Consider the following 14,304-nt stretch of genomic DNA (forward strand, 5'->3'; position numbering starts at 1 on the left):
AGTGAAAAGTCATACTTCGACAGGCTCAGTAACCAAAAGTCAAAAGAATTAAACTGTTTAATGAATAACAAGAAAAAAACCAGCCGTTTTGATGAATTGATTGATGCGGCACGTAGTCGTCAACTCAGAGACAAACTCCCACTTGTTGATGACAAATCAACTTCCCGCACCAAAAGTACTGATCCAGATTATACACGGACAACTATTTATTTACCTAAACAACTACATCGCCAACTCAAAGCCGCAGCAGTTTCTCAAGAACGACAAATGAGCGATATTGTCACGGAATTAATTGAGCAATGGCTGTTAACTCAATCTGATTAAGTTTAAAAAATATTGGGCGAATATAATTCGCTACTACACAGTCTAAGTCCACCTGCGTGGACTAATATAAAATCTAAGTGTTTTAACCCGCGCAGGTGGTCACTGAGCTTGTCCTGAGCGTAGCCGACGGGCTTGTCGAAGTGCGGGTTTCGTTTGTATATTTAAGAGAATAGTAGGCTGGGTGTAGCGATAGCGTAACCCAACCTACATCAGTCTAAGTTGTTAGCCTTAACTGAACTGTATTGCCTCATAACGCTGCCTACGGAAAGCTTTATTTTCTGTTTCATCACCGAAAATTTACTCAAATAGCCTAAATAACCGATACAATCGTTTAAAAAGACTCTAAATTATATTTAAGCGATTTATATGGTAACTAAATCTAATGTTCAGGTAACTGTTTCCCTGACTGAATTGGGTTTGGATGATGAAGAATTGCAAGCAGAAGTCCAGAATTTACTCCCGCAGTTGCGAGAAGTGGATGGGGTAGAAGACGCAGATTTAGTTGCAGTTACAGAAGTACCAGAAGGTGCTAAGGCTTTGGGTGGCTTTTCTTTGGGGACATTTAAAGCACTGGTAAGTCCAGCTTTAATTAAGCCTCTGTTTGATTTTTTAGGGCGTTTGTCTAATAAAACCTTTGAAGTTGAAGTAGAAGCTTACGGCGAAAAATTCAAGGCGAAAGCTAGTAGCAAAGAAGATTTTATATTTCTCATCGCGCAAACTGAAGCTTTATTGCAGAACGCCAAAAATAGACAAAACAGCAACGATGGCTAAGGTAGCACTGCTAATTGGAATTAGCGAATATGAATCAGGATTACCAGAACTACCCAAGGCTGTGAATGATGTGGAGGCGATGGGGCGAGTTTTAATCAACCCTGACATGGGTAGTTTTGATGATGTCATTTTTTAAATTTTACGGATGAGTTGTAGGTTGGGGAGCCAATTGCGTGGGCGGGTTTCCCGACTTGAGCAAAGTGGCGTTGAAACGCAGTGGAACCCAACAAATGACATAATAAAAACCGCAAATTTTTCAACTATAAAAATTAACGCTACAACTGGTGTTGGGTTATGGCGCAATCTAGATTTACCGTGTTGCTGTCAATATTTTTTGTGCGCCTCCACCCAACCTACATCTAAATGTGCGATCGCTCTCACCAAAAACTGCTATTTTAGGATGTGCGATCGCTCTAATAATTTTAAGTTTCACTCATAAAGGAGAGATAAGCTGATGAATCATTCTGAATGGAGAGTGAAGGTTTTAGAAGAAGTTCAGCAAATTCCAGATGCTAAGTTAGCACAACTTTATGAGCTAATTCATGGTTTCCGGCTTAGTTCCGAAACCAAAAGTAACAATGCTGCTGCAATCATGAAGTTTGCAGGTTGTTGGAACGATTTGCCAGATCAAGTATATGGTGAATTTTTAGACTTGCAAAACTTGAGCAGCAGTCAACTTGAGATCAGAAAATACTCGTGATGAGATCGCATTATCTCCCACATACACTGACAACTAAAACACAATTTCTTCACCTTTCTCTGTGAAGCGCACATCTTTAATTTTCCATTGAGAATTACTCATGAGAGTTTTGCGGACACTCCCAAATAACGCAAATTGTTCACAACTCGAAAGGGAAGCTATTTGTCGCTTCGACTGAGGAGATAAGCGCAAATCAACGGTAGCTACCCCATCGCGCACATTCACGCGATAACCAGACAAACTAAAGTCGGCTGTGTCTCTTGCGTCGATGATTTTACCCACTGCACCTGTTACAGGTTCTGTGGCTGACACTGCAACTTTTTCGGGAACCAGTTCTTGACATTGGGTATCGCTGGTGTAGAGGGTAACGTTGACAGTTTTGTTCGTCACCGCTTTGGGTGCTGCTTCTAATGGCTCAACCTTTGTTGGTTTGGCTCGTAGTTGCGCCATAGTAGGGCTTTGGCTAGGTGTTGGGGATGAATTGGTGGTGGGTGCGGGTACTGGGGCTTCAGCCTCAATTTTGCTGGGTGTAGGTGTAGAAGCTTCGCTCTCTATTTTGCTGGATGTTGATGTAGGATTAGAACTACAACTGCCAAGACTGGCTGCGATCGCCACAACGATAAATGGGAATAAATATTTTCTACTCATAGTTGTACTGCCATACTTTCTTGATCAACTTCAGTGTCTTTGATATCAATTCCGTATAAATTTGCAAATCTTGAGTCAGTTTATTTTTGCGGCTTTACTTCTTGACTGTGATTAGCTATCTTCAAAACCATTACCAGAGCAATTAAATTAAATAGTCATGCCCAGTAACGAAACCAGCCCCTACGACCCCCGTAAAGCTGAATGGGATGGTATAACAATTGACCGATGGGAACCATCTAAATGGAAGCAGTGGAAAGCCAAACTGCCTGCATCAGATGAATATGCCAAGATAGAGCGAGAATATCTGAGAATCAAACATTCAATTCAGTTAGCTAACTCTGCATTAAGTTTAGAAAAAGTCAAAGTTAAACTAAAACTCACTAGTCATAAAACGATAGGTTTACAAGGGACATTTCCTTGCAGACCTGGTGATATTGGCAAACAAGGAAGTCCCAATAAACAATATACAATTTCTTGTGGTTTTGCTGCTAATGATACTGGCATCAAAATGGCAGTCTTAAAAGCTCGAGAATTAGATTTATTATTAATCACCAAACAATTTCAATGGACTCCTGAATTACTCGGTAAACAAGCACAAAAAATCGAACTACCCGATACAGCAAAATCTACCAAGCTCATCAGTGAATTAATTCAAGAATATGAGCGCCAATTTTGGAAAACTCATGAGCAGAATCGGCAAGGAATCCGCACATGGGAAACTCATTATCTGCGACATCTCAAAAAATTACCGCCAGATGTACCCATGTCTGCCCAAGCATTAGCAGCGGCCTTAGAGAAAACTAAACCTAATACATCATCCCGATTTTTTTTAGTTTGGCAGTTGAAAAAATTTTGTGAATTTTGCGGTATTAAAAATTTCCAAACAATTTATAGTTACGCTACCCCTAAACCTAATCCAACACTGCGAAAAGTACCTAACGATGAAGAAATTATTCAAGGTTTTAGCAAAATAGGTAGTCCATTATCAGTCTACGCTAGTAAAGAAAACCTGACTGAACCAGAGCAATGGCAATGGGCTTATGGGATGTTAGCTACATACGGTTTAAGACCCCATGAATTATTTGCTGTTGATATGGAGGCTTTTATCAATTCAGCAAATACTTTTCATTTAGTGACTTTAAATCCTAGCCTGACACAAGGTACTAAAACAGGTGAACGCAGTTGTGGTATTCCGCCTTTATATCCTCATTGGGTGGAATTGTTTGATTTGAAAAATATAAAATTGCCTTATAATGCCGGAACTTTAAGTAATAAAACTGCAAAATTGCAAGTGAAATTTAGAAATGCTGATATAGGTTTTAAACCTTATGACTTGCGTCATGCCTATGCAATTCGTGGTCATCGTTTAAGAGTGCCTATCAAAACAATGGCTGATTACATGGGTCATACAGTACAAGAGCATACCAAAACTTATCAACGATGGATGAATGAGGATGCTAACTTAGCAATTTATAAAGAAGTTGTCATTCATAGACAAGGTACTACTAAAGAGGCTTTGCAGGAAAGAATTAAGGAATTAGAGGCAGAAAATACTGCTTTAAAAGCTGAAAATTCTACCCTCAAAGGATTATTGCTTAAGCATCAATTAGGTGAATTGCTCAATCAAGAAATGTAATATGAATGAAAGTAGAAAGTAGGGAGTGGAAAAGAATACTCCTAGTATCAAGGTTTCTTCATTTCATACTTCAGACTTTATAAGTCATACTTCAGCCTTGTTGTTTTTGTTGACCTGAAATTGGGAAATATATAACAGTTCCCCAAAAAGTAATAAAACTATGGTCGGCAATCTGATTACTGTAGATAAGAATACTTACGACTCCCTGCAAAAAGAACTAACACAGTTGCGTCAGGTAGTTTTTCAGTATCAGCACACCGAGTCATGGACAAACTCAAACAATCAACAAATAGAAATCGCTTTGGCAGATAGCGAAAGGCGTTTAAGAGATATTGCAAATAACCTGTATGGGGCAATTTTTCAGTTCACCAACCGCAATGGTGTTTGGACAGTAGACTATGTTAGCGATTTTATTTGGCAGCTTGCAGGCATCACAGCAGCCGAAATCCTGCAAGATTTAAATAACTTTCTTGCCCTTGTGCATCCAGAAGATTTTGATAGTTACATGACTTCGGTGGTAGAAGCAGTGGAAAATTCTACCCCTTGGCACTACGAAGGACGTTTAGTGAAACCTAACGGTGAAATTCGCTGGTGGCAAGGAGACTCAACGCCCACACGGAATGACCAAGGAGAGATTATCTTCTGTGGTGTACTGTTAGATATCACAGAACGTAAGCAAGCAGAAGCCACCCTTAAACAACTCAATGAGGAGTTAGAAGCAAAAGTAGAAGAACGTACCGTCGCTTTAAGCCAAAGTGAAGCACGGTTTCAAAAGCTGGCAGATAACGTGCCAGGAATGCTTTATGAATTTCGCCTTGATACTGATGGTAGGATGTTTTTCCCCTATGTTTCTTCGGGATATCGAGAAGTTTTAGGACTAGAAGCAGAACAAGTCAACCAAGATGCGCCTTTGGGATTTACGAATGTCCACCCTGATGATTTTTCTGGGTTGCAAGCGGCAATTATGCACTCTGCCCAAACTCTGCAAAAGTTTGAATACGAATGGCGAATTGGAAATTCCTCTGGTGAACAGAGATGGGTTCGAGGTGTATCTCGGCCAGAACGGCAAGTAGGGGGAGAAATTATTTGGTACGGTTACTTAACTGATATTAGCGATCGCCAACAAACCGAGCAACAATTCAAAGAACAGGCACAGTTTTTGCAAAGCATCTGGGAAGGCGTAGACTATGGCATCTACGTTTTAGATATTTTGGATGAAGGAACAGAGTTTCGTTACGTTAAATTCAATCCCGCCATTCTCAATGCTAGTCTCATGCCTTTGGAACCTTTGGTCGGCAAAACAATGGCAGAAGCACTACCTGCTGAGATGGCAGATCATTATCGCCAACGCTACAGGACATGTATTCAATCTCGTAAAACTTTATTCTTTGAAGAATCTTTCTTTGCTAATGAACAAGAAACTTGGTGGTTAATCAACGTCACACCTCTTTTTGACAGTTCCGCCAATATTTATCAACTAGTTGTTACTGTCACCAATATCACAGAACGCAAGCAAGCTGAAAAAGAACGTCAACTGTTCGTCTCACTGATTGAAAATAGCAGTGATTTTATTGGTTGTGCTGACTTAAAAGGAAAACCTATTTTCTTGAATGAAGGCGGCCGAAAGTTGTTGGGCTTAAACAATCAAAAATTTAGCGAAGATTTCACCATTGATCAATGCTTTGCTCAGGAAGATCGAGAATATGTATATCAGCAGATTATTCCTGCGGTGATGAGAGATGGTATCTGGCAAGGCGAATATCGTTTCCAACACTTGCAAACCGCAGAAATAATACCTGTTGATTACAATCTTTTTTTAATGAAAGACTCTGAGACTGGTGAACCTTTGTATCTATCAACTATTACGCGTGATATCCGCGATCGTAAACAAGCAGAAGCGCAATTACAAGAACAAGAACAATTTTTACGCACCATTTATGATGGATTTCCCCAATTTATCTTCGTAGTCAATGTTTTAGAAAATGGTGAATTTCGTTTTGCTGGTTGCAACTCAGCAGTAGAACACATCGTCGGGATTAATCATGCAAAAATTGTTGGTAAAACTCCAGAAGAATTACATGGTGAGGTTGAAGGTGCAGCCGTTACTCAGCGCTATCAAAACTGCGTAAATACTGGTACTAGTATTAATTATGAAGAATGTTTGACTTTTGATAGTGAAGAAACTTGGTGGTTGACTACTCTTAACCCTGTGAAGAATAGTGAAGGCAGAATTTATCGGATTGTTGGCTCAACTTTGAATATTACAGCACGCAAAAAAGCGGAAGCAGAACTTCAAGCCAGCCAGCACTTTATTCAACGTATAGCCGATTCTTCTCCTAATATTCTCTACATTTTCGATTTGGAGGAACAGCGTAATGTTTATGCAAATCAAGAAATCGCCCTTCTGCTAGGTTACTCTATCGAAATTATTCAAGAAATGGGAGCAAATTTGATTTCAAATCTTATGCATCCAGATGATTTAGAGACAATCAAATATAATCATCAAAAATTACTTGCTGTCAATGATGGTGACATTGTTGAGTATGAATATCGGATCAGACAAGCAAATAGTCAGTGGCGTTGGTTGTACAGTCGGGAAACACCTTTTAACCGTACTGCTGATGGTAAAGTTAAGCAAATATTGGGTGTTTCAACTGACATTACTGAACGCAAACAAGCTGAAATTCAATTACAACAACAAGCCGAAAATTTAGAAAATACTGTATTGGAACTACAACGTACTCAATCCCAACTCATCCAAAGTGAGAAAATGTCTTCATTGGGTAATATGGTTGCAGGTGTAGCTCATGAAATCAACAATCCAGTTAACTTTATTCATGGTAATCTTATCCCAGCCAGCGAATATACTCAAGACTTGTTAAGACTAGTAGAACTTTATCAACAATATTTTCCAGAGCCTCCAGAAGAAATTCAAGCAGAAATTGCAGCTATTGACCTGGAATTCCTCAAAGAAGACTTAATAAAACTTCTTCAGTCTATGCGAGTGGGAACTCAACGCATTCGTGAAATTGTCTTATCTTTGCGTAACTTTTCGCGTTTAGATGAAGCTGAATTCAAGCAAGTAGATATTCACGAAGGTATAGAAAGTACTTTAATGATTCTACACAACCGTCTGAAATCTAAACCAGATCATCCAGAAATCGAGGTTATTAAAGAATATGCTAAATTGCCTCTGATTGAGTGTTATCCTGGTCAACTGAATCAGGTATTTATGAATATCTTGAGTAATGCTATTGATGCTTTAGATGAAGCTTTTGTAGGCGAACAAGGAAAAATTTATATCCGCACGGAAGTTGTTAATAGTAACTGTGTAGCTATCCGCATCTCAGATAATGGGATGGGAATTCCTCAAAATGTACTTTCTAAACTATTTGACCCTTTCTTTACTACTAAAGATGTCGGTAAAGGTACAGGCTTAGGTCTATCAATTAGTTATCAAATTGTGGTAGATAGACACGGTGGCAAGCTATATTGCAATTCTGCACCTAGAAAAGGAGCAGAGTTTATTATCGAAATTCCGATTAACCAACCTTAATTCCAAACTATCGTTAAATCTAAAATAAATCCTGGTAATATATCTTCACCGGATAATTCTGTAGGCAAATCTAGAATTTCTACAGCTTTACCTTGACGATAAATTTCAACTTGCTTTGCTTTCGGATTAATTAACCAACTTAGTTTAACTTGGTTCTCCATATATTCTCGCATTTTGGCTTGGGTATCTGCCAAGTCATCGCTAGGTGACATTAACTCTAAAACAAAATCTGGTGCAATTGGCGGAAACTTTGCTTTTTCTTGGGGTGTAAGTGCATCCCATCTCTCTTTTTTTATCCATGCAACATCAGGTGAACGATTTGCACCATTGGGTAGTTTAAAACAAGTCGAAGAATCAAATACTTCACCAAGTTGATATTTTCGATTCCAAATTACAAAATCTGCGGTAAATGCGGCATTCCGCTTTCCTGTTTCTCCGCCTGTGGGTGGCATAACAATTATTTCTCCTTTGGCATTGCGTTCAAATTTGACATCAGGATTTTCCCGACACAGTTGATAGAATTGCTCGTCGGTAAGTTTAACAATGGAGTTGAGGTTGAATGTAATAGCTGTCATTGCTATATGCTGGAGTTGGTACTGGTTAGGTTAACTTGAAAAGCGAGGAAAGTGATGTTACTAGAACTCAACCAACTAATTGTACCTGCTGGTCATCAGTTGCTAATTAAAAATATATCTTGGTCAGCTTATAAACATATTCTGGCAGAATTAGGAGAAAATCGCAGTTCTCGGATATCTTACAGTCAAGGGGTGCTAGAAATAATGGCTCCATTACCAGAGCATGAGGTAGGCAAGAAAATTATCGGTAATTTAGTAGAAATCCTACTAGAAGAACTCGACATGGAATTTTGGAGTTTGGGTTCTACAACTTTTGACAAAGAAATAATGGATGCTGGTGTAGAACCTGATGATTGTTTCTACATTCAAAACGAAGCTGCTGTCAGAGGAAAGGATAGAATTGATTTAACAATTGACCCTCCCCCAGATTTAGCAATTGAAATTGATATTACTTCTAGGACTCGGTTTAATAATTATGAAGTCTTAGGAGTCCCAGAATTGTGGCGATGGAATGGCAGTAAATTGGAAATTAATGTTTTGATTAATGACAAGTATGTAACATCTAATAATAGTCTTGTATTTCCTAATCTACCTATTTTTCAAGTGATTCCAGAATATTTGCAGCGGAGTAAAACTGAGGGGAGAAATGCAACAATGAAAGCGTTTCGTGCTTGGGTGAGAGAACAAGTATGAATGGTTCACGCAGAGGCGCAGAGTCGCTGAGTTTGAAGAATGAATGCACTTACTAATTAGTATTCTTTGATTACTGTTAAAGCTGGGGAATTATTAACAATAATTTTTGGATTTATGGTTAACTGGTATAAATTTATACCATAATATAAAGACATGATAAAGGCGATCGCCCTCCGGGCAAGATGTGTGCGATCGCCTTTATGTAAATCCCAGTATTGGAGTACAAATATCATGATGGCACAATCAAAGTTAGAACACTACCTAAGCAAAGATGTAAATACACCCAACAGAAAACCGATAAAGCATATCCTGATGGGTTCTCCTGATGTTGTTACGAATACAATTCACCATTTGCAAGTGATTGGCTACGCCAGTGTCGGAGATTGAAGTTCATTGCTACCAACTGCCAACCCAGATGAAGTGATGAGTATTTTAATTCGGCAAATCTTAATGCGATAACCCAGTAGAGACGTTGCATTGCAACGTCTCTTTGTGTTGACATTGTATATACATAATTCATATATTTATAAATATGGAAAATCAGAATCGTAATATAACCATCAACATCCGCGCCCACCAAGCGCAACGAGATTTGATTGATTTAGCGGCTGAAGCCTTGGGTAAAAATCGCTCGGATTTTATGCTAGAAACAGCTTGTCGAGAAGCCCAAGCAGTTTTACTAGACCGTAGACTATTTGTGTTAGATGATGAACAATTCCAAGAGTTTATGGCAATTATTGATGCACCACCATCAGCCAGTGAAAATCTGCGTCAATTGCTAACTGAAAAAGCACCTTGGGATTGAGTGTGGTGAATGAGTCAAATATTACAGCCTCCTCAACCTATTAAACCAGAGCATCAGCTGGCAGATTTCAATTCAGGTAATGCGGAATTAGATGAATGGTTGCAGAAACGGGCGCTGAAAAACGAAGATAGTGGTGCGTCTCGAACTTATGTTGTCACAGTTGAGCAAACAGTTATTGCATACTATTGTCTTGCTAACGGTAGTGTGTTGAATAGTTCTGCACCAGGAATCAGACGTAATATGCCAGAGTCGATTCCTGTAATGGTGATAGGAAGACTTGCTGTAGATTATCACTGGCAAGGAAAAGGAATTGGTCGTGCTTTAGTGCGAGATGCAGTGCTTCGCACATTACAAGCAGTCAATATTGCAGGAATTAGGGCTATCCTTGTTCATGCAATTTCTCAGGAAGCCAAGCAGTTTTATGAGCGATGTGGTTTTATCGCGTCGCCTGTTGCACCAATGACGCTAATGGTGACGGTAAAGGATGCGAAAGCGTCTTTGGGAATTGCTTAATTACTTGACTATCTTTAACGTCAGCAGATGGTAGGTTGGGTGGAGACACACAAAAGATATGGACAGCAACACGGTGAATTTAGATTGTGCCGTAACCCAACACCAATTGCAGCGTTAATTTTTGTAGTTGTTTTCGGCGTATTATTTGTTGGGTTCCACTTCGTTTCAACGCCACTTTGTTCAAGTCGGGAAACCAGCCCACGCAAGTGGCTCCCCAACCTACATAAGAGGCGATCGCCCAATTTTTCGCCATTTACTTTGGTTCTTGTCGCTTGAATGTTAGCTTGATGGCTCCTTTCCCACTAGCTTTTGCACCGCTACCAATTAATTTCACTTCGCCTTCGCCGCTAATTTCTACCGATAGTTCAATTTCTTCTAGCTGCATTTTAGAATTAACTTGCTGTTCTGCACGGCTAAACAAGCGTCCTACCACTTGCAGAAAGTTTGCCATATTTTGCTCTAATGTTTGAGCGCTAACTTTAACAGCATCTCCTTTAGTACTAATAGCTTCCTTTACTGTTTCGTCTTTCCAACTGCGTGTATTGCTTCCGCCTTTTGCACCGTCAGGAATTGAAATTTGCGGAGCGTCATCGGTAACAATCCAAATGCTGTCTGGTGGTGTGTCTGGCATACTAAATTCAGTGTTTATTTAGCATTTTCGCATAAATTATTTTATCTCGTGCAAAGGCGCAAATAAATCAAAAGTAAATTTGCTTTTATAGTCCGCCACCAGTTGATTAATATATACACAATTCGAGTAAATTTAGCCGTGTGAATGCATTACAATTTGAAAGTTCTGAGGCACAGCTTGATTAGCGATCGCTTCAATTTCCATTTATTCACCTCTGCTTAGACAATGGTTGTATACTTCCCGAAAATATTGGTAATTTCCTGCCTCCATATATCAAATAAAAAATTAAATGTCAAATACTTAGCTCGATATTGCAATAATACTTTACATCCAAAAGTAAGCAAAAAGTAAGAAATGGATTTTTTGAGAAACTCTGAAAACGTTACATAGCAAGAAAAATAGATGGTACGACCGCGCAAGATTTTTGCTCAGCATTGGCTCAAAAGTGATAAGGCACTCAACGCAATTGTCCAGGCCGCAGAGTGTAGTACAAATGACCGCATTCTGGAAATCGGGCCAGGTACAGGCATTTTGACTCGTCGTTTACTACCGTTGGTAGAAGCTTTAGTAGCTGTAGAAATAGACCGAGATTTATGTAAATTATTAGTAAAAGAATTAGGAAATAAAGAAAATTTTTTACTATTACAAGGCGACTTCCTGACATTAGATTTAGCGGCGAATTTAACAGCATTGCCGAAGTTTCAAAACGCCAATAAAGTTGTAGCAAATATTCCCTACAACATTACTGGCCCAATCATCGAAAAACTATTAGGAACTATCGCCAATCCTAACCCCAAACCATTTGATTCAATAGTGCTATTAATTCAAAAAGAAGTAGCAGAAAGATTGTATGCAAAACCAGGTTCAAAAACTTTTGGAGCGTTATCGGTAAGGGTGCAGTATTTAGCAGAATGTGAGTTAATTTGTACAGTTCCCGCAGGTGCATTTTATCCACCGCCAAAAGTAGACTCAGCTGTCGTGCGGTTGCGTCCGCGTCAGTTAGAAATTCTCGCTAATGACCCGCGAAGATTAGAGAATCTGGTAAAGTTAGGTTTTGGGTCAAAGCGCAAAATGTTGCGGAATAATTTGCAATCTGTGATTGACCGCGATCGCCTGACCCACTTACTGGAACAATTAGAAATAAATCCCCAAGCTAGAGCTGAAGACATCAGCACTCAGCAATGGGTAACGCTGAGTAATCTACTCACCGTTGATTAAAAAACTCAGCACTCAGCACTCAGCACTCAGCACTAAAGATGCGTAGTTACACCCTCATCGCTCCTGCCAAAATCAACTTGTATCTAGAAATCATCGGCGATCGCCCTGACGGTTATCATGAGTTAGTCATGATTTTGCAAAGTATCGACCTCGCCGACAAAATTAATGTCCGCAGTATCAGTGACGAAACTATCCGCGTTCACTGTAACCACCCCCAAGTACCCACAGATAAAACTAACTTGGTATATCGCGCCGCCGAACTGATGGCGATAAAATTTCCCGAAGCTGCGGCTAAATATGGCGGAGTGGAAATTACACTGGAGAAAAACATTCCTGTAGCAGCTGGGTTAGCAGGAGGTTCGACAAACGCCGCAGCAGTATTGGTAGGAATAGATTTACTGTGGAACTTGGGACTCACCCAAACAGAAATTGAAGAATTGGGAGCCAGTCTAGGTTCAGATGTACCATTTTGTGTGGCAGGTGGAACAGCGATCGCCACAGGTAGAGGTGAACAACTTGCACCGCTACCAAGTTTAGATCATATATATATAGTATTGGCGAAATATCGCAGTCTAGAAGTTTCTACTGCTTGGGCATACAAAACCTACCGCCAAGAATTTGGTAGTAACTATATTAGAAATACCGAAGATTTAGCAGCGCGTGCAGCCGCAGTTCATTCCGGTGAGATAGTCAAGGCCATTCTCCATAAAGATGCAACAGAAATTGCCCAAAGATTGCACAATGATTTAGAGCGTGTTGTCTTACCGACTCATCCTCAAGTTATGCAACTGCGAGAACTCTTTGCAACTCAACCAGGAGTTTTAGGAACAATGATGTCTGGTTCCGGGCCGAGTGTCTTTGCAATTGTCGAATCTGAACAACAAGCCCAAGCAGTTAAACAATACATCAGACAAGCAATTCCCGATGAAGATTTAGAATTGTTTGTGACTCGCACCATTACACACGGCATTCAGATAGCATCTTAAGAAGGGAACAGGCAACAGGCAACAGTTTTATGAGTGAAAATATTACACCACAAGAAACTCCTACACAAGTTCAAGCATCACCACTACGCTGCATCACAGGCGCAATAATTTCTAGTGGATTGGCTTATGCTTTATATTCGCTGATGATTGCGATCGCTACTACCTTTGCCAGCAAACCCGTCCATTCTAATAATGAACTAGTTATCAAAATTACCTCTGCGGTACGTACCTTAGTTGTTGGTATAGTTGCCTTAGGCAGTGGAATATTTGGGATAGTAGCGATAGGTTTGATAGCTCTAGCTGTACAACTATTAATACAGCAGTTGTCCAAGCCAAAAACTAATTAAAATTCTTGCTTGCCTTTTTATGTCTGGCTAACAGGTAAGCACTTTTCCAACTGAGTGCAAGCATTAAGAAACTGCTGCTTTTTTCGCCAATGTTTGGGAGGTATGCCATGATGCTGTCGAAATTGGCGGGAAAAGTGACAAGCATTTTGATAACCTAAAGCCAGCGCAATTTGCTCAATGGTTTGGTTAGTATTCTTCAGTAAAGAACGCGCAGCCACCATTCGCCGCTTGAGAATCCAGCCGTTAACAGTTTCTCCGGTTTGTTTGGCGACTCTGTTAGTTAAATAAGCGCGTGAATAACCTACCGCCTCAGCAACTTTCGCTAAAGTAATTCCTTGATGATAATTAGCTTCAATGTAGTCGAAAACTTCTTTGAGTTGGGGAATCGAGGGAAAGATGGACTCAGGAGTTTCTGATACAGTGATGTTTGTAGGTATCGGTTCCGATATTTGATGCGATTGAGTCGCATACCAATATCTGAGTAAAGCTTGTTTTTCTAATCTAGTATTGATCGCCTTCAGCAATTGCTCAACTGTAGAAGGTTTGGTAAGATAATCATCCGCACCTAACTCCATACCTTTACGTAAAGCATCCTTGGTATCACTACCAGTCAGAAAAATAAAAGGAATAATTGCTGTTAGAGGATCTTGACGCAGAGCATATAAAACATCGTAACCATCCATATCTGGCATCACGATATCGCAAATCACCAAATCTGGTAAATGCTCTTGTGCTAATTGAATACCAATGCGACCATTTTCCGCCCCTATTGTCTCATAACCTTCAGTTTGTAGAGTGTCTAAGAAGATATCGCGGGTAACAGCATCATCTTCAATGACAAGAATTTTTTTCGACGATATATGCATCATTGTTCCATTACTAGGATTTGTGGCAGGTTTAA

19 protein-coding genes and 1 pseudogene are annotated in these 14,304 nt (G+C 39.8%); 13 read left to right on the forward strand and 7 right to left on the reverse strand.

The features are described from left to right. Positions 1–60 precede the first annotated feature (60 nt). From ACMX3D_RS07475 to ACMX3D_RS07485, 3 genes and pseudogenes are all read left to right on the forward strand, one after another. Positions 61–324, forward strand: coding sequence for a CopG family transcriptional regulator (locus ACMX3D_RS07475; RefSeq protein ID WP_482750803.1), 264 nt, complete (start codon positions 61–63; stop codon positions 322–324). A 366-nt stretch (positions 325–690) separates the two neighbouring features. After that, positions 691–1,095 (forward strand): sugar ABC transporter permease, encoded by a 405-nt coding sequence (locus tag ACMX3D_RS07480; RefSeq protein ID WP_482750804.1) that lies wholly within the window; start codon positions 691–693, stop codon positions 1,093–1,095. Further along, positions 1,088–1,222, forward strand: a pseudogene (locus ACMX3D_RS07485) (caspase family protein); the annotation flags it as partial. The gene ACMX3D_RS07480 and the pseudogene ACMX3D_RS07485, both read left to right, overlap by 8 nt. 183 nt (positions 1,223–1,405) lie before the next feature. On the opposite strand, the gene ACMX3D_RS07490 reads toward ACMX3D_RS07485, so the two are convergent. Continuing rightward, the gene (locus tag ACMX3D_RS07490) at positions 1,406–1,528 is read right to left on the reverse strand and encodes a hypothetical protein (RefSeq protein WP_482750805.1); all 123 of its coding nucleotides are present in this window, start codon (positions 1,526–1,528) and stop codon (positions 1,406–1,408) included. 21 nt (positions 1,529–1,549) lie between these two features. Here ACMX3D_RS07490 and ACMX3D_RS07495 point away from each other — a divergent pair, with 21 nt between their 5' ends. Continuing rightward, positions 1,550–1,795, forward strand: a complete 246-nt coding sequence (locus ACMX3D_RS07495; protein WP_482750806.1) for a hypothetical protein — start codon at positions 1,550–1,552, stop codon at positions 1,793–1,795. Positions 1,796–1,828: 33 nt separating this feature from the next. On the opposite strand, the gene ACMX3D_RS07500 is transcribed toward ACMX3D_RS07495, so the two are convergent. Then, the gene (locus ACMX3D_RS07500; protein ID WP_482750807.1) at positions 1,829–2,443 is read right to left on the reverse strand and encodes a sporulation/spore germination protein; all 615 of its coding nucleotides are present in this window, start codon (positions 2,441–2,443) and stop codon (positions 1,829–1,831) included. A gap of 157 nt (positions 2,444–2,600) precedes the next feature. Between ACMX3D_RS07500 and ACMX3D_RS07505 the strand changes: the two genes are divergently transcribed. Continuing rightward, the gene (locus tag ACMX3D_RS07505; RefSeq protein WP_482750808.1) at positions 2,601–4,079 is read left to right on the forward strand and encodes an integrase; all 1,479 of its coding nucleotides are present in this window, start codon (positions 2,601–2,603) and stop codon (positions 4,077–4,079) included. A 160-nt stretch (positions 4,080–4,239) separates the two neighbouring features. After that, positions 4,240–7,635, forward strand: coding sequence for a PAS domain-containing sensor histidine kinase (locus ACMX3D_RS07510; RefSeq protein ID WP_482750809.1), 3,396 nt, complete (start codon positions 4,240–4,242; stop codon positions 7,633–7,635). Here ACMX3D_RS07510 and ACMX3D_RS07515 read toward each other — a convergent pair. Then, positions 7,632–8,210: a Uma2 family endonuclease gene (locus tag ACMX3D_RS07515; RefSeq protein ID WP_482750810.1), complete on the reverse strand. Its 579-nt coding sequence runs from the start codon at positions 8,208–8,210 to the stop codon at positions 7,632–7,634. The genes ACMX3D_RS07510 and ACMX3D_RS07515 overlap by 4 nt on opposite strands. A gap of 54 nt (positions 8,211–8,264) precedes the next feature. Here ACMX3D_RS07515 and ACMX3D_RS07520 point away from each other — a divergent pair, with 54 nt between their 5' ends. After that, positions 8,265–8,903 (forward strand): Uma2 family endonuclease, encoded by a 639-nt coding sequence (locus ACMX3D_RS07520; protein WP_482750811.1) that lies wholly within the window; start codon positions 8,265–8,267, stop codon positions 8,901–8,903. A 56-nt stretch (positions 8,904–8,959) separates the two neighbouring features. Here ACMX3D_RS07520 and ACMX3D_RS07525 read toward each other — a convergent pair whose 3' ends face one another. Continuing rightward, positions 8,960–9,136 (reverse strand): hypothetical protein, encoded by a 177-nt coding sequence (locus tag ACMX3D_RS07525; RefSeq protein WP_482750812.1) that lies wholly within the window; start codon positions 9,134–9,136, stop codon positions 8,960–8,962. On the opposite strand from ACMX3D_RS07525, the gene ACMX3D_RS07530 reads away from it, so the two are divergent. The 3 genes from ACMX3D_RS07530 (at position 9,135) to ACMX3D_RS07540 (ending at position 10,221) form a co-directional block, all read left to right on the forward strand. Next, complete coding sequence (locus tag ACMX3D_RS07530) at positions 9,135–9,290, forward strand: hypothetical protein (RefSeq protein ID WP_482750813.1); 156 nt, start codon at positions 9,135–9,137, stop codon at positions 9,288–9,290. The genes ACMX3D_RS07525 and ACMX3D_RS07530 overlap by 2 nt on opposite strands. Before the next feature lie 145 nt (positions 9,291–9,435). Next, entirely contained in the window at positions 9,436–9,708 is a 273-nt protein-coding gene (locus tag ACMX3D_RS07535) for a type II toxin-antitoxin system TacA family antitoxin (protein WP_482750814.1), read from the forward strand. A 9-nt stretch (positions 9,709–9,717) separates the two neighbouring features. After that, positions 9,718–10,221: a GNAT family N-acetyltransferase gene (locus tag ACMX3D_RS07540; RefSeq protein WP_482750815.1), complete on the forward strand. Its 504-nt coding sequence runs from the start codon at positions 9,718–9,720 to the stop codon at positions 10,219–10,221. A 79-nt stretch (positions 10,222–10,300) separates the two neighbouring features. Here the strand turns inward: ACMX3D_RS07540 and ACMX3D_RS07545 are convergent, their stop codons facing one another. Further along, positions 10,301–10,474: a hypothetical protein gene (locus tag ACMX3D_RS07545; protein WP_482750816.1), complete on the reverse strand. Its 174-nt coding sequence runs from the start codon at positions 10,472–10,474 to the stop codon at positions 10,301–10,303. After that, positions 10,475–10,852 (reverse strand): Pepco domain-containing protein, encoded by a 378-nt coding sequence (locus ACMX3D_RS07550; protein ID WP_482750817.1) that lies wholly within the window; start codon positions 10,850–10,852, stop codon positions 10,475–10,477. A gap of 402 nt (positions 10,853–11,254) precedes the next feature. Between ACMX3D_RS07550 and rsmA the strand changes: the two genes are divergently transcribed. From rsmA to ACMX3D_RS07565, 3 genes are read left to right on the forward strand one after another with little or no spacing between them, the layout of a single operon-like run. Next, a complete protein-coding gene (gene rsmA / locus ACMX3D_RS07555; protein WP_482750818.1) occupies positions 11,255–12,070 on the forward strand; it encodes a 16S rRNA (adenine(1518)-N(6)/adenine(1519)-N(6))-dimethyltransferase RsmA in 816 nt (271 codons plus the stop codon). A 38-nt stretch (positions 12,071–12,108) separates the two neighbouring features. Then, complete coding sequence (ispE, locus tag ACMX3D_RS07560; RefSeq protein WP_482750819.1) at positions 12,109–13,056, forward strand: 4-(cytidine 5'-diphospho)-2-C-methyl-D-erythritol kinase; 948 nt, start codon at positions 12,109–12,111, stop codon at positions 13,054–13,056. A gap of 29 nt (positions 13,057–13,085) precedes the next feature. After that, positions 13,086–13,403: a DUF3082 domain-containing protein gene (locus ACMX3D_RS07565; RefSeq protein WP_482750820.1), complete on the forward strand. Its 318-nt coding sequence runs from the start codon at positions 13,086–13,088 to the stop codon at positions 13,401–13,403. A gap of 17 nt (positions 13,404–13,420) precedes the next feature. On the opposite strand, the gene ACMX3D_RS07570 is transcribed toward ACMX3D_RS07565, so the two are convergent. Next, entirely contained in the window at positions 13,421–14,272 is an 852-nt protein-coding gene (locus ACMX3D_RS07570) for a response regulator (protein ID WP_482752294.1), read from the reverse strand. Positions 14,273–14,304: the final 32 nt, after the last annotated feature.

It is taken from the genome of Anabaena sp. TISTR 8404, from assembly GCF_056847745.1.